Genomic DNA, 21,329 nt, shown 5'->3' with positions numbered 1-21,329 from the left:
CTATTTCCCTCCTTGATTTGAGACATATACATGAATGTTGAAATAGTCGCGTTTATCCGTTTGGATATATACGGTGTACCAGCCGCTCGTAACATTATCGAGGGTATACACTCCGCTTTTCTCCTGCAGGACAGTACCTTTTGTTTTCATCTGACCTTGTGTTAAGACACCTTTTTCATAACGTGCATACGAGATCCCGGAAAAGTTCTTCAATGAAATTTCAACCTTGTTTCCAAGAACGGACGCAGCATTTGAGCTGTCTGGCATAACGCCGTTCACAAGAGCTATGGTGTCATACAGACCCACAAGGCGAACGGTCCGGCGAATGGTGGTTTGATTCCCTGCATCATCTCTTACCGTATAGTCGATATAGTACGGGTTCGAGCGGACAAATTCGTTTGCCGAGATGTTGTCAGGGTTAAACACCCGTCCGCCTGATCCATAGCTTATGGTGACCCGGTTCGTCAGGTCGACCTTTTTACCCGCAACCATATCCCATGCTTCGAAGTCTAGAAGCTTGGACTTGTCATAGGCAATGGAGGCATCTTTTTTAGGCGTCATGCCTTCGATGAAGATTAGCTCTTCCCCATTTTTAAGTTTTAGCTCTGGGGATGTTTTATCGATTAGACCAATGTCGACACCATACGAGGTATAGGTCCCTGTTCTTCCTTCAAGGTTAAAATTGTAAAGTCCATTTTCTCTATAGTTCATTGACTTCTCTTGTTCCCAAGGATCGTTTCCGCCCACGAGTTTAGCATCTTTATCCGTGATTACCGTGACATTCACATTCTGGTTTGTTGCCGGGTTCTTGTCGATTCCCACAACATATCCTTCTTCTTTTCCAGAGGTGTCCACACCAACAACAATCTTGTTTTGATGATCCTTTTCCACCCATTCGCCGCTTTGGTTCTTTTCGAGATATTTGTATGTCCAGCGGACTTCCTTAACCCTTGGGCCGCCCACTTCAATGCCTTCAACCGTTACGAGAATTTTTTGCGTGATACCTGTTTGGTCCCTAACTTGAAAAACGTGCTCCCCGTTAGTTTTAACGTTGATTACTGCCTCTTTATAGGACAGGGCATCGCCGGACTCGTCCTTCACTTCAGTCAGAAGTGCATGTTCATATCCACGATAAGAAACGGTAAGCTCTGTTAGTTTTCTAAGAATGTCCAGCGGAACGCCGTCACTGTCACGGATTTGGTCAAAGGTTACATTCACGCTCAGCTTATCTTCAGCTAATGTGGCAGTGGCTTTGATTTGCGGCGGTGTGGACACAATATTCGATATGGTAATCACTTCCTGTCCTTCGTTGCCATAGTCGTCAACAAAGAACATGGACACTGTACCATTTTTTCTAAACCGAACAGCTTTTGTGCCGGGGATATGTACGATATCGCCCGCAGTTAGGCTTCCGGTAGGTTCTACACCGGTGACTGTAATCGTTTTGATATCCTTGCTGAACTGGGTCAACTCCACATTCACGCTTTGTGCAGTAATGGTGGTTGGTGGCGTGCTGTACGTTTTTGCAATTGCAGTTGGCACTATTTTGTTAATGTTTGAGACGGTGATCGGAGTCATCCAACGGTTTCCAGCGTAGTCATAGGCTGTCACATTGTAAATTCCTGAGCTGTCCAGTTCAACGACATATTCATTCTCAAGCGGCTCCCCTTTGAAGGGATAAACCACATCGCCCTTCTTCACCTCTGCGAATGCGATTTCACCTGAATCATCCGTTAAAGTGATCGTTGCAAAGATATTTTGGTTGGTCTTGGCCGTATTCGATAACACATAGGATGTTTGTCCAATGGTGTTGTCAAACTGGTTATAGCGAACTATATGAGAACCTGTGTTGCCCGAATGATCCCTAAACTCAAATGTGAAGGTGTTATTATCCTCAGTTAGAGTCCTTGAGAATGCTGCGTTGTTGTTTGTCATAGAAAGAGTTTTTCCGCCTCCGGTAAACTTGAGCGTTGCCATAACCCTTCTATAGGCTTTTCCTTCTGTGATTGGAACCCAGTTCCCAAGATAGTTCTCGTAGCTGTATTCCACCGTGTAGTGCTTGTCTTGCGTAATTGGCGTTTTATCAATATTCGAGACTGTGACCGGCAGTACCGTTGCTATTCCGGCTTTGTTTGTCACTTTGAAATATACTGTTGCATTCTGCTCGAAGGTTTCGGTATGCGAAACAACAGAGTCAATGGGGCTGAAGCTTATGCCGTCATACGAACGTTCAAGTTTTAATATCCCGCTTTCCGGGTCATAGACAGAAAGTGTTGCGGTAACATTTTGGTTGGTTGACTCTGTGCTTGAATAGTCCACCTTGGCAACAGGTGCAGTTTCATCAACCACTGTAATTGCAACATATTCAGCTTCCATCCGGTCAGCTTCCATACCTTCTGCCGTGTATGACTCGAAATAAGCTGATTTTGTTGTTTTGCCGTCTCTTAGCGCTTCGAATACCAGCTTTGAATAAGCTGTTCTTCCTTCCTCTTCTGTAAATGAAGGGTCCGGAACACTTAGCTCTGTATTGAGTTCTAATCCGGATAACACTGCATTTTCAACAAAGAAATATTGTCCGGAATACTTTGGATCCGGAACGACAACATAATACAGCTTATCGCCCTGGTTATAGGATATAAACCCGCCGTTTTGGATGGTTTGACCATTTTTCTCTACACGACCGGAAATGTCGAATCCTGTAACGAAATTAACATCAGGTGTGAATTCTAGAACGCTATCCCTTCCAACCTCGTCCTGAATATAGAGGCTGATTGTATTATTGTTTTGAATTACAACCTCGTAGTCCATGACATAGTCAGCCGATGTTGTTAGAAGTCCTGTATACAGAAGGTTCGACCTTGCCATTTCACCCACAACATCACCCTCTACAGGTGCGTTAGGCATCACGGTGACTGGAACGTTAAAATAAACGCTAACCGTTGCGGTGGTTTTTGTGGTTGCAGGGTTTGCGCTGACACTTACAATTGCTGCCTCCGCGTCAACCAGGTCTAGTTTTGAGTCAAAGAACACTTTTTCAGTCACATTTCCTGCTGTGTCGACAGCTTTGACCCCAATGGCATAGCTTCCACTAAGCCCCTTCAACTCAATGGAGTAGGTTCTCTGTTTGTTGCCTGCGCCATTAATGATTACCGGACTACTCTGCATTTCCACGGATTGGCTTGATTGAAACAACGCATAGTCCGCTTCGGTTAGAATATGGTTGTCTGCCGGGTCTTGAATAAGCGCGAATGAAACGGTTGTATCGTTCTTGTCTGACACTTCAACGGTAATCACACCATCTTGTCTTACTCCTTTGGTCACGATGTTACTTGAAGCAAGCGCAGATGGAGCTGCCCGGTCAATGTTAGATACGGAAATAGGAACCAGAACATGATTTCCAAGCTCGTCAGACAGGGTCAGGTTTGTTGATATATTTTCGCTTACCGTTACTGTGAATGCACCGTCTGTATATGGAGAAACCGTGATTTTGTCTGCATCCTCTGGTGCAACTGTCAGCTTACTAATCCCTGTCCCAGCATCACTTGCGATGATTGTTGCTGTCACGGAGGCGTTGGTTGGCTGAATGGTGCTATAGTCCGGCAATTCAAAGGTTGGTGCCTGGCTATCATAAAGAATGGTGAGCGGCTTTGCTTCTGTTAAAAATTCAGGTTTGTCGTCCGCAGGAGCATTGATGAGTCCAAACTGGAAATAGATCGTGTTGACACCTTCTTGAAGCGGAACCGGTGTGTCGAGTGTAAATGCATAATTCCCGCCGGAATTGTTGCTCGCTGTAAACTCAGGAACTAAAGCGCCGTTATCTGTTGGCATGCCGTCCGTTGTTGCATAATATACCGGGTTTTGATATTTCAATGCGCTATCAGAAGTCCATGCTGCATGCGGTTCATTCAAAACAGCATAGACACTATAGGTTCCATCCGTTGTTGTACCCATTCCGTTTACAGTCTTTGACTCCGTAAATTTCAAGGTGTCAATGATCGCAGCTTCTGACCTCATGCCAAAGTAGGGGGAAACCTTTTTACTTACTCTGCCATGCGGATCTTGTGCCACAACAACAATGCTGTACGCACCTGATGGAAGTCCTGTCAGGGTCAAGGTTTGATTAACCTGCGCTATGTTGTCACTATCAAGTGTCAGTGTCAGAGGATAGTTTGGCATATCTTCAATTCTCAACTCTGAGTCTGGCTTGGATACATAGTAATATGCACTTGCAATTCCACTGCGATCTGTCACTTTCACGTTAAACTGTTGTGATGATTTGAAATGATCGTGCTGACTTATTGCGGTATATTTAATCTCCGGGGAATAGGCATCATACGTGTAGACTTGTGAAAATTCAGCAGTGTTACCAGACTGTTTATTTTTCACACGATATTCCAGTATATATTTCCCGTCCATCAGAACTTTGGTTCCGCTAAGATTCGATTTTTCAGCTGCACCAACATCTTGGCTTGATTCATAAACTCTAAAGTTTTGTGTAAAGCTTTGGTCATTGCCAGGAGCAGAAATCCACCGGTAACTCGTTTCAAAGTTTGGATTGCTTACGTCAAAGCTAATGTCAAAATACGGCTTTGGAAGACTGGAATCCTCCGTATGGAGGGTGTCGGCAACATTTCCATTGAACATACTCACAGGCTTTTTATAGTATCTAGAGGCTTGCTCGTTTCTAGAATCGTTTCCAAGTGAGTCTACTGTGAAATAATAGAGCGTCCCCTCAAAGTTGTCCCCTTTTGGAATGGATAGAATGGCAGTTGTGCTGTCACCTTCTGAGTCTACAAATGCCCACAGCCCTTGAGTTGAAGCAATTTCTTTGGAGGCAGGTTTAATTTGATCTATTGGCGTGTCAGGCGGCGCCGCAATTCCGTCTACAAAGGTATAATAAGTCCTTGACCAGCCGTTGTTGCTTTGCTCAAGGTCGTTCATTTCAAAGCGGTATTCATTTCTTTTGCGAAGCTGTGCATCTTGCGGATGTACAGTTTCATGTACGGTCACCCGCGGAGCCAGGTTGTCGATTTTGATATTTTCAATTTCTGCATAGCCGGCATCTCCGCCCAGCGGATTGTCAGCTTGATCCCATCCATACAGACGAAGCTTGAATTCGCCTTCCGTAGGGTCGATCGGACTTAGCTTTATGCTGACTCCATTGATGACCTGCGTGTTAATAGGTGCGGTAACTCTTGTTCTGTTTCCTGTACCGTCAAAGTTTGTTATTCGGGTCACGGCCGGTTCATAGGAATCGCCGGTTTTCTTGTACAGCTCATAATTCAAATAGTTTTGATTCGACTCGCTGTGGGCGACATTTCCCTCTGGATAGAGTGTTTCGCTGGCAACCATATAAAATTCATGCAGCTTTTTGATGTTGTTTTGAATGGAATTTGCCCCCAGCAGGTCATTTCCATTTTGGTCGGTCACTCTTACAGTTGGGGTTTTCGTGTCTACTTTGTGAGTTGAGAAATAAAAGCTTTGTGATGTCGGTGATTCTGGAGTTGGATTCTCTAAATAATAGGCCTGAGCGCGCCCCTTTTTCATTAGATAGGTAGATACGTTGTTAAGCTGAAGCCTTATGCCCTCGCTTTCAACTGCGCTAACATCCAGCGGAACTTTTCCAGTGAACTGAAGTTTGCCGTTTGGTTTGCCGTCATTGCCCTGCAGTTTGGTCATGGTAAGGTCGGCAAGCGGTGTTTCCGTACTGTTGCCAAGATATAACACAGGCGTTGCCTGGAAGTTTGTGATGAGCTCCGTTTTAATTTCTTGCGTCATAGCCTTTTTATGAATGGAAACCGCTTCAACTGTGATGTTAACATCTGTCAATTTCCGATTCAGATACCGGTTGTCCTGGCTCGGCGAATAGGTAACCGTCTGATTGATATCGGGGTTGCCGAGGTTATATATACTACGATAGAACGTATAAGTTACATCTTTATAATAGTAATTCGCTTGCCCTATCTTTGTTGTTAAATAGGTTTTAACCTCGGGATCGCCTGAGCTTGTATGGGCAAAGGTCCCCCCGAGGCTTTCAGCATTGGTAGACTGGGCAAGCAGCGCCACCCTGTAGGTTAGCGAAATCTCTGCTTTGTTCTGTGCAACCATTTGATCGTGAAGCTTCTTGCGGTCAATATTGAGCTGAAACGTTTTTGTTTTTGTAGGCTCCTCAAATGTTAACCAATCCCTGCCTACAGCGTCGTCCGAAACAGAATAGCTGAATACAGGAGCATCCTCATATTGCATGATGTCATAGTAACCATATTGATCTCTGACATATTTGTTCCACTCTGCATGTTCTGAGCCTGCCGAATTCGCATCCAGGTAGAACTCTCCGCCGAGCTCATCAACATAACCTATATCTGTGAATTTTCTTTTGGTTACGTCCGAAATGTCACGGTAAAGTCTGCCCTGGTCTCTTGTCCAGGAATCTATTTTAATGGTCTGTACCTTAGCCGGATTGGTATTCCCCTCAAGATAGGGAAGATACAAATCCACAGATTTACCGTACCAGTCATCACTGCCCACCAGCCAAAAAACGAGCTCATTCATTCTCCATGGTGGAATATTTTCCATTTTAAAGGTATGTCTTATATCAGACCAAGCGGGAGCTCCGCCAAAATTTGCTGCATAATCAGAGGCTGGTCCAGATTCATAGGTACTCACGCCCATGTAAATATCATCACCTGTTCCGCCGTCATCGTTTCCTCCTGTTTTCACACCAAACTCATAATTGTACTCTGTTGCTACATTCGCATAAACAGGCGTTACTGATGCGAGAAGCGATATTACCAGCATCAAGCTTAAAATCTTCTTCATAAAATACCTCCTCGTTATAAGACCACATTCTGGACAACGATCAGCCTTTACAGCTAATTTCCGCTGCAAATAGTTTCTATGTATTTTGAGCTAAGACCAATGGCTTGTAGCTCTTGTTTCATTTGATGGGTGAGTTCGATTTTTTGGTTAGGGACATATAAAGCCACGCCGTTGCGATTTTTGTAGCCAGCTGAATTTCTTACTTCGAAAGCAAGTGCTTGGGCGGCAGCAGTGACTTCTGATGATTGACCCATGATCTCTATAAGATCATATTGATCCAATATCCCTTCGTTTTTGCCTAACAGCTCTGATCGTTTTGCAAGGTCTGTTAGTGAGCGATCCAATTTCGCCTTTTCTATGGCCTTAACCAAGGATTCTGCCTGAGACAGCTTCATCATGGACATGGTTGTTTGCATCTTAGCTTCCATCCCCGAATGAAGGGTAAAAGAATCTAAAATTAACCGCCCTATTCTTTCCGTGCTGATCTGCGGGTTTCGCTCTAGCGCACCTATCCATGTGGTATAATACAAGCCTGCTGCGGGGGTTGAATCTTCAGAAGCTATGAGATATTTGCCCTGATCTCTAAGAGCATAGGCAGTTTCAACGGTGCCCATAAGACATGCATCAAAGACGATTAAGTCGAAATACAGATCTGATGAACCGATTGCTTGGGAAAGCTCCGAAACCTTCATCGTTTTTCGTTCGTTTAGCTCGTCTGCACCAAATCCGCCCATTGTACCGTACCCATGATCCCATAGAATCAGGATATAACGCTCACTTGGTGCAACGGTTTTACCCCAAACAAGAAAATCCCTTAGTGTCCTAGGGTCTGATGCGGCAGTTTGGATATGACTTTCGTGCTTTTGAAGTTGTCCATGGCTAACCTCAAAGCGTTCGGACGCTCCATCGGCCATATATTTGTTGTGATATTTGAGCGTTCCGCCTGTTTGCATCAGGATTTTCGTATTTTGGTTTGGCTGACCACGTAAAATTTCTTCCAAATCATCGGTGAGCCGGCCTTGCTGAGATTCAAGATCAGAACCAACCGCATAGATTAAAATCGTCGCTCCATCCAGATTTTTATCCTGCTCCCAAAGTGCCCTTGCCTCGTTTAATTGTTGCGTGGTGAAGACATCTGTTGCACTAAGGGTTTGACCTAGCGTGGCAAGTTGGTTTTTGGGTCTTGTGTTTAGAACATAACTGCTTATTTTTGCAAGAGTTCCCCGATTGAATTCGCGTTCTTTGGTAAGGTCTATTCCTAGAACTATAGAGGCGAAAGAAACCGCAGTTCCATAGGTAAAGTCGCCCTTGGTTTCTGAATATCCCAACACCCTTAATACCATTGAACAATATTGGTTAAGAGAGATGGGCCGGTTACCGCCAAAACGAAATTCATCAATTCCGTTAACTACACCCTTGGTATAGGCATACGACACGTAGCGGCCTTCCCACCCCGTATCAGTGAATGGATTTTTATAGATGCTATTCAGGGCCTCTTCTTCCTTCCCCCACAGCCGCAGCATCATTACAAGGGATTCTGCCCGGGTAGGCACCCGCGACAGTTCATATCCATGCTCCGTTCCACTGAACAACCCCAAGTGGTTAAGCCCTTCTGCATAGTTGGAGCTTTGTGCCGCTGCTGATGCTGATGGAGTTGTTGCGAGAAGAAAGATTAAAAAAATGATAAAACCTCGGATTTTCCCCATCAAGTTCCGGCCTTTCAATTTGAAATCCTATCAAGCTATTACTCTATCATGGCGGATTAACCCCTGTGTGAAAGTTAAAGAAATCTTTAAGTTCTCACTTGCCGCTCGACTTTGGCAGACACCACAAATGTGTCCGTCGCTCACACCATTGATTCTGTGCATCAAACGAAAAATAATGATACTATGTATGATGAGTAAAAAACTTTGCTATAGACTATATCGTTTTTATATGTTGCAACAGGAGAAGATAATATGCGTAACGAACCAAACTTTTGGCTGGATTTACCGAAACCGTTTTTTATATTAGCTCCAATGGAAGACGTCACAGATATAGTATTTCGTCACGTCATTAGTGAAGCTGCAAAGCCTGACGTGTTTTTCACAGAATTCACAAGCGCAGAAAATTATTGTCACCCTGTTGGAAAAGAAAATGTAGGTGGCCGGTTAATGTTCACAGCTGATGAGCAGCCGATTGTCGCTCATATTTGGGGCAATAAACCTGCACTTTTTGAACAGATGAGTATTGATATGAAAAAACTTGGTTTTCGTGGTATCGATATAAACATGGGGTGCCCAGCACAAAACGCCGCAGCCAGTGGAAAAGGGGCCGGATTAATACGCCATCCTGAAGTTGCAGCAGAAATTATTCAAGCAGCAAAAGCAGGTGGATTGCCGGTTAGTGTTAAAACAAGATTAGGTTACTCTAAAATTGATGAGTGGCGCGATTGGTTAGGACATATATTGAAACAAGATATTGCGAATCTTTCCATTCACCTTCGTACCAAAAAAGAGAAGAGTAAAGTAGCTGCACACTGGGAACTAATTCCTGAAATAAAAAAATTGCGCGATGAAATTGCCCCAAATACGTTGTTAACCATTAATGGAGATATTCCGGACCGCGCAACAGGATTAAAACTAGTTGAACAATACGGCGTTGATGGTATCATGATTGGCCGCGGCATTTTCACTAATCCCTTTGCTTTTGAGAAAGACTCTAAAGAACATAGCGCGAAGGATTTTCTCAATTTACTTCTTTTACAGTTGGATCTTCACGATAAATATTCAACAGAAACCTTGCCACGTTCATTTAGACCCCTTCTTCGCTATTTCAAAATCTATGTTCGTGGATTTAGTGGCGCAGGCGAACTAAGAGACCAATTAATGGAAACCACTTCAACAGACGAAGTGCGTCGTTTAGTAAAACCTCTTTTAGATCAAGAATTAGATTGAAGAATATTAAAGATATGAGCTACGAAAAAGAGACTTCCCACAAGTTCAATGAACTCATAGGAAGTCTCTTATTTTTGCATCATGTGGTCAAACGGTGTTTCCTTCTCAGGAAACCCTTGATACATAAGGGTTTGTCACCCTTATTACATCATGCCGCCCATACCGCCCATGCCGCCCATATCTGGCATTCCGCCACCAGCAGCGGCTGGTTCTGGCTTGTCAGCGATAACCGCTTCAGTGGTCAGGAACATAGCAGCTACGGAAGCCGCGTTCTGCAGAGCATAACGGGTTACCTTAGCTGGGTCAACGATCCCTGCTTCGAACATGTTAACCCACTCATCGGTAGCAGCGTTGTAGCCGATGCCGATAGCTTCTTTTTTCAGACGGTCTACGATAACGGAACCTTCCTGGCCTGCGTTAGCAGCGATGGTGCGAACAGGCTCTTCCAGTGCGCGCAGCACGAGGTTCACACCCGTTCTTTCGTCGCCTTCAGCTACAACAGCAGCTACAGCAGCATATACGTTCACAAGAGCTGTACCCCCACCGGATACGATACCTTCTTCAACCGCAGCGCGGGTTGCGTTCAGGGCATCTTCGATGCGAAGCTTGCGCTCTTTCAGTTCAGTTTCAGTAGCAGCACCGACTTTGACAACGGCTACGCCGCCAGCCAATTTAGCCAGACGCTCCTGCAGTTTTTCTTTGTCGAACTCGGAAGTGGTTTCTTCCAGCTGGGAACGGATTTGGCTAACGCGTGCATTAATGTCCGCCTTGTCGCCGCTTCCGTCTACAATTGTAGTGTTTTCTTTGGTTACGCGCACTTGACGGGCGTTACCCAGTTGCTCGATAGAAGTGCTCTTGAGATCCAGTCCAAGCTTCTCAGTGATTACTTGGCCGCCTGTCAGAGCAGCGATATCCTGCAGCATAGCTTCACGGCGGTCGCCGAATCCAGGAGCCTTAACCGCTACTGCATTGAACGTTCCGCGCAGCTTGTTCACGATCAGCATCGCCTGAGCTTCGCCTTCGATGTCTTCAGCGATGATAACCAGCGGACGCGCCTGTTGAACGATCTTCTCCAAGAGTGGAAGAATTTCTTGAGTGCTGCTGATTTTCTTGTCTGTAATCAGGATGTACGGGTTCTCCAGAACGGCTTCCATCTTGTCCGTATCGGTGATCATGTACGGGGAGATGTAACCACGGTCGAACTGCATACCTTCAACCACTTCAAGCTCTGTCAGGAATCCGCGGGATTCTTCAACGGTGATAACGCCGTCCTTGCCCACTTTTTCCATAGCTTCAGCAATCAGTTGGCCCACTTCTTCGTCAGCAGCGGAGATTGCAGCTACTTGTGCGATCGCTTGGGAATCCACAATCGGCTTAGCGATATTCTGCAGTTCAGCGACAGCAGCCTTAACTGCTTTGTCGATCCCTTTACGCATAACCATCGGGTTAGCGCCTGCAGTTACGTTCTTCAGACCTTCGCGGATCATAGCCTGAGCCAGAACCGTTGCAGTTGTAGTACCGTCACCGGCTACATCGTTAGTCTTGGTAGCTACTTCTTTAACGAGCTGTGCGCCCATGTTCTCGAAGGCATCTTCGAGTTCGATTTCCTTGGCGATGGTTACACCGTCATTCGTGATCAGCGGGCTGCCGAATTTCTTCTCCAGTACCACGTTGCGGCCTTTTGGACCCAGTGTAACTTTTACTGCATTTGCCAAAGCGTCAACCCCGCGCAGCATTGCACGGCGAGCATCTTCACTGAACTTAATTTCTTTTGCCATTGTATAGTTAACCTCCTAATATAATTTGTGAATGTATTCTGAATCTGAGTTATGAGAGACGCTTAAGACTAGTCAAGAATAGCGTGAATGTCGCTTTCTTTCATAATCAGATATTCTTTGCCTTCGTATTTGATTTCAGTTCCGGCATATTTCGAGAAAAGCACACGGTCGCCTTCTTTCACTTCCAGCGCTACACGGACTCCGTCTTTCAAAGCTCCGCTGCCTACAGCGATAATAGTACCTTCTTGCGGCTTCTCTTTGGAAGAGTCCGGAAGCACGATCCCGAAAGAAGTGGTTTCCTGTTGCTCGCTTGGTTCTACCAATACGCGTTCACCTAGTGGTTTAATCATGAAAAAATAGCCTCCTTTGAAATTATGTGATTTGCCTTGAAAACATAGATTGAGCTGCGGGGATCTGCCGTCAGGGCGGCAATATAGCGAATCAGCATCTTGATAAGGGATGTTGCTCCGGCTATTCCCGGTTTTTTCGCAGCGTTAGCACTCAACCCTCTGTAGTGCTAACAACAATTTTTATGATACTCAACTTGAAGGCGAATTTCAAGTCCTTTTACGTAAAATCGTATTTGTTTTTGCCAAAATTATGGTTTCAGCGCTTGTCCGGCACACACTCTCCTACATTCTATCCAGCAAGGGGCATATTATGCCCCCTTCCCACTAATCTGCCTTCACATACCGCGACTCCCGCTTAGCGTCCTCAGCCAATTGCCTGCGGTAGACGAATGCGGACAGAAACACACTGAATTCATACAGCACCAGCAGCGGAATCGTCACCAGAAAGTCCGAGATGAAATCCGGCGGCGTAATGACCACGGCAATGAACACCAGCGCAAAATAAGCATACCGGCGCATCTTGCGCAGACGCAACGGATTCAGCACTCTAAGCTTGGTCAGGAACATGACAATCAGCGGCAGCTCGAAGAGCAGGGCCAGCGGAATCACCAGGCTGAACAGGAAGTTGAAGTATTCAGCGATGCCGTAGGTCTCCTCAAGCCCCATGCTCCGCGTAATCGAGATGGTGAAGGATAAGGCCATAGGGAACACTATGTAATAGGCAAAAGCAATACCGGCAATAAACAACACAAACACATAAGGCACATAACGCAGGGCAGCGCTCCGCTCCACAGGCCGCAGGCCGGGGCTGATGAACGCCCATAGCTGGTAGACGATAAACGGCACGGAGAAGACCAGCGAGACCGCCATAGCGATCTTCATATACATCCCGATTCCGTCCCAGAAGGAGAACGCATGCAGGACGAAGCCCTGCGCAGCATCGGCGCTGATCAGGTACAGATAGATTGGCTTGGCGACGAATAAGCCGAGCACAAGTCCTGCTACGAACACGATCAGCACGTAGATAAGACGTCTGCGCAGCTCCGTCAGATGATCGACGAGGGACATTTCTTCCGCTTCCAGAGACATGACTGACACCACCCGGATTGACATTTTTTCATCTTCAAAAAAAGGGCGCCGCCCCGGTCTAAAAGCAGACCTGGGAAAGACGCCCCTGCGTGGGAACCTTAAAATTATTCCGGCAGACGGCGGTCCTGCGGAAGTTCTGCTGCTGCCGTCTGCGCAGCCGCAGGGGCAACAGTCTCGCTCCGCTTGGCCGCTTCCGGCTCGTTCACAATCTCCCGAGCACCGTCCTTGAATTCACGGAAGGTACGCCCGACTGCCCGCCCCAGCTCAGGAAGCTTATTGGGACCGAAGAGCAGCAATGCCAAGATAACCAACAAGATAATTCCGGGTGTGCCAATACCACCTAACATACCGGTTTCCTCCCATCCTTCTGTCCGTTCATGACAATAGTTAACGATAAAATAATAATACCATAACTTATATCACACATCCATTGTGTATCCTGAACGATTTAGACAAAAGTGAAGAGAGCAGAGTCCGATTACTGACGGTATTGTCCCGTAACCATTAGCAGAGCTTCCGGAAGCTGATCCATAATCGCCGCCAGATTCTCATGTACCCCCTTCGGGGTACCGGGCAGATTGACAATCAGAGTTCTTCCGCGGATGCCGCAGATTCCCCGGAACAGCATAGCTGCGCGGTTCTTCTGCATCACCGTACTGCGCATCGCCTCGGAGAGTCCGGGCACTTCGCGTTCAATGACCCGCCGCGTCGCCTCCGGCGTAACATCGCGGATGGCCAGATCGGTTCCGCCGGTTGTCAGCACCAGATCCGCCTGGAAATAATCCGTAAGCTCAATCAATGCAGCAATAATCTCATCCTGCTCATCAGGCACGATCCGGTATTCAATGATCTCGCCGCCCAGCTCCTCCTCCACCAGCTCCCGAATCACCTGGGCGCTCGTGTCTTCCCGTTCGCCCCTGGCCCCTTTATCGCTGGCCGTCAGGATTGCTGTTTTCCACGCCATAGGTTGTCCCTCCCTCTCTATGTACTATGTATATCCGGCTGCTGAAGCAGCTGCCGCTGCGCCTTCGGCTGTATCATTCCCTGCTGCTCTATTCTGCTTCCAGCGCGTAATCCCCATTCTTACCGCCGCTCTTGGACACCAGCATCGTAGGTCCGATAATCATGTCCTTCTGCAGCGCCTTGCACATATCATATACGGTCAGCGCCGCTGCCGATACGGCAGTGAGCGCCTCCATCTCCACCCCGGTCTTGCCGGTAGTGCTGACGGTTGCTTCTATATATAGTTCATCTTTGTTGTTATCCATGAAGCGGATATCCACTCCGGTAAGCGGCAGCGGGTGGCACATGGGAATCCAGCTTGCGGTCTGCTTCGCCGCCATGATTCCTGCAACCTGAGCTACCGCTAGCACATCGCCCTTGCGGACCGCTCCCGCCTTAATGGCGCTCAGCGTCTCCGGGGCCATATGCACCTGGCTTCTGGCTGCCGCTGTCCGCCTGGTAACCTCCTTGTCGCTCACATCCACCATGCGGGCTCTGCCCTGGTCGTTGAAATGAGTTAATTCCATGTAGCCCTCTCCTTCCGGCAATCCCAGATGCCGTTCTCCGTAATCAGCAGATCCATTAAGGCATCATGCTCCTCAAGCGGTACTTCCGGTACCAGCTGGAGGCCGTAGGCCAGACCAATCCACATAGGCTTGGCAGCCGTACCGGGGACTCCTGCCTCCAATGCGGTGTGCATGCGGTCATAATATCCTCGTCCGTAGCCGAGGCGTCCGCCCCGCCGGTCAAAGGCCAGTCCGGGCACGAAGATAACCTCCGGGCAGCCGGTTCCCCGTCCTGCTTGCGCGAGGGCTCCGGCAAGAGCAGCACTCCCGGCCGGCGGCTCCATGATCCCGTAGGTTCCAGGGACAAGCTCATCCCAGGAGCTTACCTGGTGAAGGCTTAAGTCCCCGCTCTCCCGGTTGACGCGGGGAAGCAGCACCTTATGCCCTTCCGCCCATGCCGCCGTAAGAAGCGGACGGCAGTCCAGCTCGGAGCGAAACGGCGCATACGCAAGCAGTGAAGCTGCGCCTTCCTGTGAGAACCAGCTCCAGGCATGGGCGCACACCCGGGCGGATAACAGCTCCCGCTGCTCCATGGGCAAGGCATCGCGGAGCGCGGTATTCCCGGCGCGAAGCTCGCGCTTCCGCCCGGCAAGCTGCATGCTGTGCTCCTGCATAGGCAGCCTCCTCCTTCACTTGTTCCTAGCTTATCATAGTTTGTAAGCTCAGTTTACCACTCTTCTCACCGGTTCGCCAAGGTTGATTCATTCCCCTTGTTAGAAGAATGAACCTCGCATGCCCCACCTTTTTCATGTAAACTGGAGAATAAGATTAGACAATCGCCTGGGCGCAAGCCGCCGGGGCCAATTTGCAAGGGCGGAGGTTTCATCAGAATGCTTCTTCAAGCGACAGGAATTACGAAATCATACGGTATACAAAGCGTGCTGGACGGCATTAGCCTAATGGTGAACGAGAGGGAGAGAGTCGGGCTGGTTGGCGTCAACGGAGCAGGCAAATCGACCTTTCTGCAGATTCTCGCGGGTGAGATGTCTTATGACAGCGGACAAATTCATAAGTCTAAAGAGACTACGATTGGCTATCTGGCCCAGAACAGCGGCCTGCAGTCGGATAACACCATACAGGAAGAGATGCTCGCGGTATTTGCGCCGCTGCTGGAGGCAGAGGCCGAGCTGCGGCAGCTGGAGACCGATATCGCCGATCCGGCACTTGCCGAAGATCCGAAGCGTTATGAGGATCTGCTGGAGCGCTATGCCAGACGCTCCGACTGGTTTAAGGATCACGGCGGCTATGAGATCAATACGCGTATCCGCAGCGTGCTGCACGGGATGGGCTTCGGAGAGTTCGCACCGGATACTCCGATCTCAACGTTAAGCGGAGGCCAGAAGACACGTCTGGCACTGGCCCGCATTCTGCTTCAAGCCCCTGATCTGCTCATGCTCGATGAGCCGACCAACCATCTGGACATTGAGACGCTCACCTGGCTGGAGGATTATCTGCGCGGCTACGCAGGCGGTATTCTGGTCGTATCCCATGACCGGTATTTCCTCGACCGCCTGGTGACGACCATTGTGGAGATTGAGCGGCACCAATCGCGCAGATACACAGGTAACTACAGCCGTTATATGGAGCTGAAGGCTGCGGAATACGAGATTCGTATGAAGCAGTATGAGAAGCAGCAGGACGAAATTTCGCGGATGGAGGATTTCGTGCAGCGCAACATTGTCCGGGCCTCCACCACCAAGCGGGCACAGAGCCGCCGCAAGGCGCTCGACAAAATGGAGCGCATCGACAAGCCGCTGGGCGACCTGAAGAAGGCCAGCTTCTCCTTCGAGCCTGACTTCATGTCCGGCAAGGAAGTGCTGCAGGTCCGGGAGGTCGCAGTATCTTTCAGTCCTGAGGCTGCACCGCTCTTCCGCAATGCCTCCTTCGAGCTGCGGCGCGGCGAGACAGCGGCGCTGATCGGACCGAACGGGATCGGGAAGTCCACACTGCTGCAATGCATGACCGGCACCCGCGAGCCTTCTCGCGGAACCGTGAACTGGGGAACCAAGGTGAAGATCGCCTACTACGACCAGGAGCAGACCCGGCTGAATCCGCGCAATACTGTGCTGGAGGAGCTGTGGAGTGAATATCCGATGCTGGAGGAGGCCAGAATCCGTACGATTCTCGGCAACTTCCTGTTCAGCGGCGAGGATGTGCTTAAGAAGGTAGCTGCGCTGAGCGGCGGCGAGAAGGCCCGGGTGGCCCTGTCCAAGCTAATGCTTCGCGGAGCCAATATGCTGATTCTCGATGAGCCTACCAACCATTTGGATCTCGTCAGCCGTGAGGTGCTCGAATCGGCCCTGATCGATTTTGAAGGCACATTGCTGTTCATTTCCCATGACCGTTATTTCCTCAACAAGATGGCTGAACGGGTACTGGAGCTGCACCCGGACGGAATTGATCAGTATTTGGGCAATTATGACGACTATATCGAGAAAAAGCTCGAGCTCAAGGCGATTGCCGAAGAGGAAGCCGAGCTTGCCGCCGCCAAGTCCTCCCGCAGTGCCGACAACGAAGCGGTATCCGCCGAGAAAGGAAGCTCCCTCTCCTATGAGGCGGAGAAGCAGGCCAAACGCGAGGAGCGGAACCGCCAGCGCCGCATCTCCGAACTGGAGGAGAATATCGCGAAGCTGGAGGAAGCCATCGCGGGGATTGAGCATGAAATGACTAAGCCTGAGGTGTATCAGGATTATATGGCGCTTCAGGAGCATGAAAGTGAGCTTAAGGACAAAAAACGCGAGCTGGGAGATTTATTTAGCGAATGGGAGAAACTGGCTGAGGAATAATGTAAAGGAGCATCAAAAAAAAATTTAACAGTTTCCAATTTGTTCAAATCTAGTTATCCACAGGCTCATCCACAGTTTCCGTGCATAACTATCGTCTAAAATTAGCCCTTCGGGGCTTTTTTCATGCGTAAAATGGCTACTTTGCTTGTCAAGGACTTTTTATCCACCGAACTATCCACATTATCCACAATTCTCACAATTTTGTTTCATAGCATAACCTCCTGTTTATGGTGCTCGCAAAAAAGGCGTTATTGCTGATTTTACACGGTTTTTACACAACTCGTGCGGAATATGTGGATAACGTTGTCCACAGGTTGACAAATGCCGCAAGTGGCAAAAATCATGTTAGGTTTAGGCGATATGTACGTTCACTTGTGCGCCATCCGGCCCACGCTCCCAGGCAACGCCGAATGTGGTCGGTTTTTCAATTACATTTGGCTCGCGCACCCTCACCCGGTGCATTGTGGTCGGTTTTTCGATTACATTTGGCTCGCGCACCCTCATCCGGCGCATTGTGGTCGGTTTTTCGACTACATTCTCCACAGCCCCCTAAAGAAGTTGGAGTCCTCCCCCACAAAAATGTAGACTAGATATAGGAGGAGGATGAACGGTATGGGACACTTAACAGGAACAAGAGAGAAGGCTGCGCAAGAGGTGTTGTCTGGCATTAAGGCAGCGGTGGTTGCCCGAAAGTATGGGGTGACTCCATCGACGGTGAATCAGTGGGTGAGGGACTACCGAGAGGCCCATGGAGAACAAGATCATCCGTATCCTCAGGAGCAGGTGGAGGAACTGAAGCGCCTCCTGGACGTGGAGCGGAAATACGAGAAGGCCGTCAAGATCCTCGGCGAAAAGGAGTTAGAGATCGAGATTCTGCGTGAACTGCTAAAAAAGCCAACCCCTGCTTATCCGAAAAAATCGAGGTAGCCGACATGTTCATTAAGCAGGGGAATACCGCAGCGTTGGTACTACGTCTCGTGGGGCTAGCAGAGTCTACGTATTACGACCGTAAGAAACGCAAGAAGCAGGATGCACAGGCCGTACCCCAGGGGCGCGGAAGACCCGTACCCGGCTATTCCCTGACCGAGTCTGGAGAGAAGATTAGCGACGAGGAAATCCAGGAATGGCTGCTGGAATTAATCGCTGGAGAGGAGCACGTGTACGGGTACAAACTGCTGGCCAAGTGCTTGTGGAACCAGCACGGGCTGAGGCTCAATCACAAGAAAAGCTACCGGCTGTGTCAGGCGCTGGATATCCTGCAGCCGCAGCGTCACAAGCGTTTTAAGCATCCTCGGAAGCTGCCGGAGAACCGGGTCATTACAGGGGCGGGTCAACTCTGGCAGATGGACATTAAGTACGGTTACGTGGCGGGCCAGGGCAGGCATTTCTTTGTCCTGAGCATTATCGATGTGTTTACCCGTGTCATCGTCGGCTACCACCGCGGATCGTCGTGTGAGGCCAAGCACGCCTGCCAGACGCTGGGACGTGCCATGGAGCAACACTGCGCCCCTGACAGCGCACGCCCGGTGATCCGCACCGACAACGGCCCACAGTTCGTCAGCCATCTGTTTGGCGACATGTGTGAAAGCTGGGAAATGACCCACGAACGCATTCCGCCTCGAACGCCGGATTTAAATGCTTTTATTGAATCGTTCCACAGTAATATCGATCGGGATTTATTCCGCAAAGAAGCCTTCGACACGTTCGAAGAGGCCTATGAAGCGGTGGACCGGTACATGGACTTTTACAACAATCGCAGAATGCATACAAGCCTTCGGAACATGCCGCCAGTTACCTTTGCGGAGTGGGTCCAGACTCTAGAAGACCGCTCCAGTTTCTTCTGGCCGAGAGAAAAAGCGAAATAAAGAGCATATCTACAACAAGTACCGATTTTATACGGAGGACTCCGGGATAAGGGGGTCGCACCGCATTTGGCTCGCGCACCTTCATCCGGCGCATTGTGGTCGGTTTTTCGACTACAATGCGCCCGTCAGCCGTCGCGGCATATAATGTGGTCGGTTTTTCGACTACATTCGGCCATACGCCGCTTTGCTAGCCCCTGACAGCAAAAATGCCCCTGCCGATGTCGGTGACATGGCAGAGGCATCCGGTCCTTGAAAAGCGTTGGACCCGCGAGACAACATCGCTCTGGTCCCTGATTCCTGGTTTCTGGTTTCTAGTCTCTGGTCTCTAGCTTCTAGCTATTCACCGCCGAGCCGGGAGAGGGCACCTCCGATTCCGACAGCAGTGCCGCATTACAAGCGGCGATGTAAGCAATGCCTGCGGCCATCACGATATCGTGATGGATGGCCGTGCCCCGGAACTTGGTGTCCTTCCACTCCACCATGACGGCGGCCTCGGCCTGGGCATTCCCGCCGCTGCCGAGGGAATGCAGCTCCAGCCCGTCGAAGCGGATATCCTCGGCAATCCCTTGCCCTATAGCGGCAATGATTGCTTCCAGCGGACCGTCTCCGGTGCTGGTCTGGGTCGTCTCTGCGCCGCTCTGCAGATGGCGCACTGTCACTGCGGCCACGCGGCGCGGCGCGCTGCCGGCCAGGACCTGGACCTCGCCGAGCGCATAGACCTGCGCCTGCTGTCCTGTGGTGCTGCTGACCATCCGCAGCAGCTCATCATCGCTGACAGCCTTCTGGCGGTCAGCCGTCTCCTTGAAGGATTCGTAGAGCGCGTCCAGCTCCGCCGAATCCAGGGCAATGCCGTACTTCGCAGCGCGGTCCTTCAGCGCATGCCTGCCGGAATGCTTGCCGAGGATAATCATGCTGCGCGGGATGCCCAGCCGCTCCGGGTCCATAATCTCATAGGTGCTGCGGTCCTTCAGCAGGCCGTCCTGATGGATGCCGGATTCATGCTGGAAGGCATTGCGCCCGACCACCGGCTTGTTGAAGGCAATCGGGAAATGCATCGCCCCGCTGATCATCCGTGAGGTGTCATACAGCTTATCCAGCACGATTCCAGTCTCGGCGCCGATAGAGTCTCCGCGTGTCTCCAGCGCCATGACCAGCTCCTCCAGCGCACAGTTGCCGGTCCGCTCGCCCACTCCGTTGACCGTAACCTCAATCTGTGTGGCGCCGCCTTCAATGGCCGCCAGGCTGTTCGCTACGGCGAGGCCCAGATCGTTGTGGCAGTGGGCGCTGTAGATGACCTTGTCTCCGCCCCTGGCCCCAAGCCGCACACGCCGGAACATCTCTCCGTATTCCTGAGGCAGCGCATAACCTACCGTATCCGGCAGATTGATAATCGAAGCGCCCTCTTCAATCACCGCCTCGACCATCTCGATCAGATCGTCGATGCCCGTCCGCGCAGCGTCCATTGCAGTGAACTCTACCACATCGCAGAACTGGCGGGCATACGCCGTCATCTCTCTGGCAACCGCTACAACCTCAGGGCGGCTCATGCGCAGCTGATGGCGCAGATGGATGTCGGAGGAGGAGATGAACAGATGAATCCGCCGCCGCGCGGCATCCCGGGTGGCCCGAACAGCAGCATCGATATCCCCCTTGACTGCCCGTGCGAAGCCGCAGATCTCCACACCCTGAATGTTGCGGGAGATCGTCTCCACCGCAGCGAAATCCCCCGGACTGGATACAGGGAATCCCGGCTCCATGACATCCACTCCCAGGTCCGCCAGCTTGCCGGCCAGAATAATCTTTTGCTCTGGGGTAAGACTGGCTCCCGGGGCCTGCTCCCCGTCACGCAGCGTCGTGTCAAAAATCTGAATTCGTTTCTTTACCGGAATAATCATTGTAATTCCTCCTCAAATTAGGTTTATCTAATGGAGGGCTGCCTCCTAAAAAGCACAAAGACCCCCCGTCTCTTATAAAGAGACGGGGGGTCAGCCCTCCGCGGTACCACTCTTTTTGACGCATAGTCTCCCTGATGTCAGAAGTCCTGGCTGCGTCCAGCTTAGTATCAGATCTCCCAGCCCCGATAACGGAAGCTCTAAGAATCTGAATAGTCCGGTAACGGGGACATCCGTAGCAGCGTA

At 49.8% G+C, this 21,329-nt stretch carries 14 protein-coding genes and 1 other annotated feature (1 of these 15 running past the window's edge); of the genes, 4 read left to right on the top strand and 10 right to left on the bottom strand.

The window, feature by feature from the left end; translation table 11 throughout:
• Nucleotides 1-6,819, bottom strand: a complete 6,819-nt coding sequence (locus NST26_RS04740) for a hypothetical protein (RefSeq protein ID WP_340978691.1) — start codon at nt 6,817-6,819, stop codon at nt 1-3.
• A 53-nt stretch (nt 6,820-6,872) separates the two neighbouring features.
• On the bottom strand, nt 6,873-8,525 hold the full coding sequence (locus NST26_RS04735; RefSeq protein WP_340980798.1) for a clostripain-related cysteine peptidase: 1,653 nt from the start codon (nt 8,523-8,525) through the stop codon (nt 6,873-6,875).
• A 252-nt stretch (nt 8,526-8,777) separates the two neighbouring features.
• Between NST26_RS04735 and NST26_RS04730 the strand changes: the two genes are divergently transcribed.
• The gene (locus NST26_RS04730) at nt 8,778-9,755 is read left to right on the top strand and encodes a tRNA dihydrouridine synthase (protein ID WP_339253962.1); all 978 of its coding nucleotides are present in this window, start codon (nt 8,778-8,780) and stop codon (nt 9,753-9,755) included.
• 143 nt (nt 9,756-9,898) lie between these two features.
• On the opposite strand, the gene groL is transcribed toward NST26_RS04730, so the two are convergent.
• From groL to NST26_RS04695, 7 genes are all read right to left on the bottom strand, one after another.
• Nucleotides 9,899-11,533 carry a chaperonin GroEL gene (gene groL / locus NST26_RS04725; RefSeq protein ID WP_036723193.1) on the bottom strand — a complete coding sequence of 545 codons (1,635 nt, stop codon included), beginning with the start codon at nt 11,531-11,533 and terminating at the stop codon, nt 9,899-9,901.
• Nucleotides 11,534-11,601: 68 nt separating this feature from the next.
• A complete protein-coding gene (gene groES / locus NST26_RS04720) occupies nt 11,602-11,883 on the bottom strand; it encodes a co-chaperone GroES (RefSeq protein ID WP_036723192.1) in 282 nt (93 codons plus the stop codon).
• Nucleotides 11,884-12,207: 324 nt separating this feature from the next.
• Entirely contained in the window at nt 12,208-12,972 is a 765-nt protein-coding gene (gene tatC, locus NST26_RS04715) for a twin-arginine translocase subunit TatC (RefSeq protein ID WP_340978689.1), read from the bottom strand.
• A 104-nt stretch (nt 12,973-13,076) separates the two neighbouring features.
• Complete coding sequence (gene tatA, locus NST26_RS04710; RefSeq protein WP_036723189.1) at nt 13,077-13,319, bottom strand: twin-arginine translocase TatA/TatE family subunit; 243 nt, start codon at nt 13,317-13,319, stop codon at nt 13,077-13,079.
• A 131-nt stretch (nt 13,320-13,450) separates the two neighbouring features.
• Complete coding sequence (locus tag NST26_RS04705) at nt 13,451-13,936, bottom strand: MogA/MoaB family molybdenum cofactor biosynthesis protein (protein WP_036693720.1); 486 nt, start codon at nt 13,934-13,936, stop codon at nt 13,451-13,453.
• 88 nt (nt 13,937-14,024) lie between these two features.
• Nucleotides 14,025-14,501, bottom strand: a complete 477-nt coding sequence (gene moaC, locus NST26_RS04700) for a cyclic pyranopterin monophosphate synthase MoaC (RefSeq protein WP_340955715.1) — start codon at nt 14,499-14,501, stop codon at nt 14,025-14,027.
• Nucleotides 14,492-15,154, bottom strand: coding sequence for a 5-formyltetrahydrofolate cyclo-ligase (locus tag NST26_RS04695; RefSeq protein WP_340955716.1), 663 nt, complete (start codon nt 15,152-15,154; stop codon nt 14,492-14,494). The genes moaC and NST26_RS04695 overlap by 10 nt, the downstream gene beginning before the upstream one ends.
• A 216-nt stretch (nt 15,155-15,370) precedes the next feature.
• On the opposite strand from NST26_RS04695, the gene NST26_RS04690 reads away from it, so the two are divergent.
• From NST26_RS04690 to NST26_RS04680, 3 genes are all read left to right on the top strand, one after another.
• Entirely contained in the window at nt 15,371-17,326 is a 1,956-nt protein-coding gene (locus tag NST26_RS04690) for an ABC-F family ATP-binding cassette domain-containing protein (RefSeq protein ID WP_036723187.1), read from the top strand.
• Between the two features lie 612 nt (nt 17,327-17,938).
• On the top strand, nt 17,939-18,253 hold the full coding sequence (locus NST26_RS04685) for a helix-turn-helix domain-containing protein (protein ID WP_339313488.1): 315 nt from the start codon (nt 17,939-17,941) through the stop codon (nt 18,251-18,253).
• A gap of 5 nt (nt 18,254-18,258) precedes the next feature.
• Nucleotides 18,259-19,191, top strand: a complete 933-nt coding sequence (locus NST26_RS04680; RefSeq protein WP_340953811.1) for an IS3 family transposase — start codon at nt 18,259-18,261, stop codon at nt 19,189-19,191.
• A gap of 332 nt (nt 19,192-19,523) precedes the next feature.
• Here NST26_RS04680 and NST26_RS04675 read toward each other — a convergent pair whose 3' ends face one another.
• Nucleotides 19,524-21,086, bottom strand: coding sequence for a 2-isopropylmalate synthase (locus NST26_RS04675; RefSeq protein ID WP_340955724.1), 1,563 nt, complete (start codon nt 21,084-21,086; stop codon nt 19,524-19,526).
• A 75-nt stretch (nt 21,087-21,161) separates the two neighbouring features.
• Nucleotides 21,162-21,329 (bottom strand) — a binding site (T-box leader) (it continues 123 nt past the right edge of the window).

The sequence above is a fragment of the Paenibacillus sp. FSL R7-0128 genome, from assembly GCF_038002245.1.
In the GTDB taxonomy this organism is placed as follows: Bacteria; Bacillota; Bacilli; order Paenibacillales; family Paenibacillaceae; genus Paenibacillus_AQ; species Paenibacillus_AQ silagei.
This window is presented reverse-complemented; position numbering and strand designations above follow the sequence as displayed.

What these genes read in the sequence shown, in the direction of transcription:
- moaC (WP_340955715.1), bottom strand. Translation starts at nt 14,501, where the DNA reads ATGGAATTAACTCATTTCAACGACCAGGGCAGAGCCCGCATGGTGGAT.
- tatC (WP_340978689.1), bottom strand. Translation starts at nt 12,972, where the DNA reads ATGTCTCTGGAAGCGGAAGAAATGTCCCTCGTCGATCATCTGACGGAG.
- NST26_RS04705 (WP_036693720.1), bottom strand. Translation starts at nt 13,936, where the DNA reads ATGGCGTGGAAAACAGCAATCCTGACGGCCAGCGATAAAGGGGCCAGG.
- groES (WP_036723192.1), bottom strand. Translation starts at nt 11,883, where the DNA reads ATGATTAAACCACTAGGTGAACGCGTATTGGTAGAACCAAGCGAGCAA.
- groL (WP_036723193.1), bottom strand. Translation starts at nt 11,533, where the DNA reads ATGGCAAAAGAAATTAAGTTCAGTGAAGATGCTCGCCGTGCAATGCTG.
- NST26_RS04680 (WP_340953811.1), top strand. Translation starts at nt 18,259, where the DNA reads ATGTTCATTAAGCAGGGGAATACCGCAGCGTTGGTACTACGTCTCGTG.
- NST26_RS04695 (WP_340955716.1), bottom strand. Translation starts at nt 15,154, where the DNA reads ATGCAGGAGCACAGCATGCAGCTTGCCGGGCGGAAGCGCGAGCTTCGC.
- NST26_RS04735 (WP_340980798.1), bottom strand. Translation starts at nt 8,525, where the DNA reads ATGGGGAAAATCCGAGGTTTTATCATTTTTTTAATCTTTCTTCTCGCA.
- NST26_RS04685 (WP_339313488.1), top strand. Translation starts at nt 17,939, where the DNA reads ATGGGACACTTAACAGGAACAAGAGAGAAGGCTGCGCAAGAGGTGTTG.
- tatA (WP_036723189.1), bottom strand. Translation starts at nt 13,319, where the DNA reads ATGTTAGGTGGTATTGGCACACCCGGAATTATCTTGTTGGTTATCTTG.
- NST26_RS04675 (WP_340955724.1), bottom strand. Translation starts at nt 21,086, where the DNA reads ATGATTATTCCGGTAAAGAAACGAATTCAGATTTTTGACACGACGCTG.
- NST26_RS04740 (WP_340978691.1), bottom strand. Translation starts at nt 6,819, where the DNA reads ATGAAGAAGATTTTAAGCTTGATGCTGGTAATATCGCTTCTCGCATCA.
- NST26_RS04730 (WP_339253962.1), top strand. Translation starts at nt 8,778, where the DNA reads ATGCGTAACGAACCAAACTTTTGGCTGGATTTACCGAAACCGTTTTTT.
- NST26_RS04690 (WP_036723187.1), top strand. Translation starts at nt 15,371, where the DNA reads ATGCTTCTTCAAGCGACAGGAATTACGAAATCATACGGTATACAAAGC.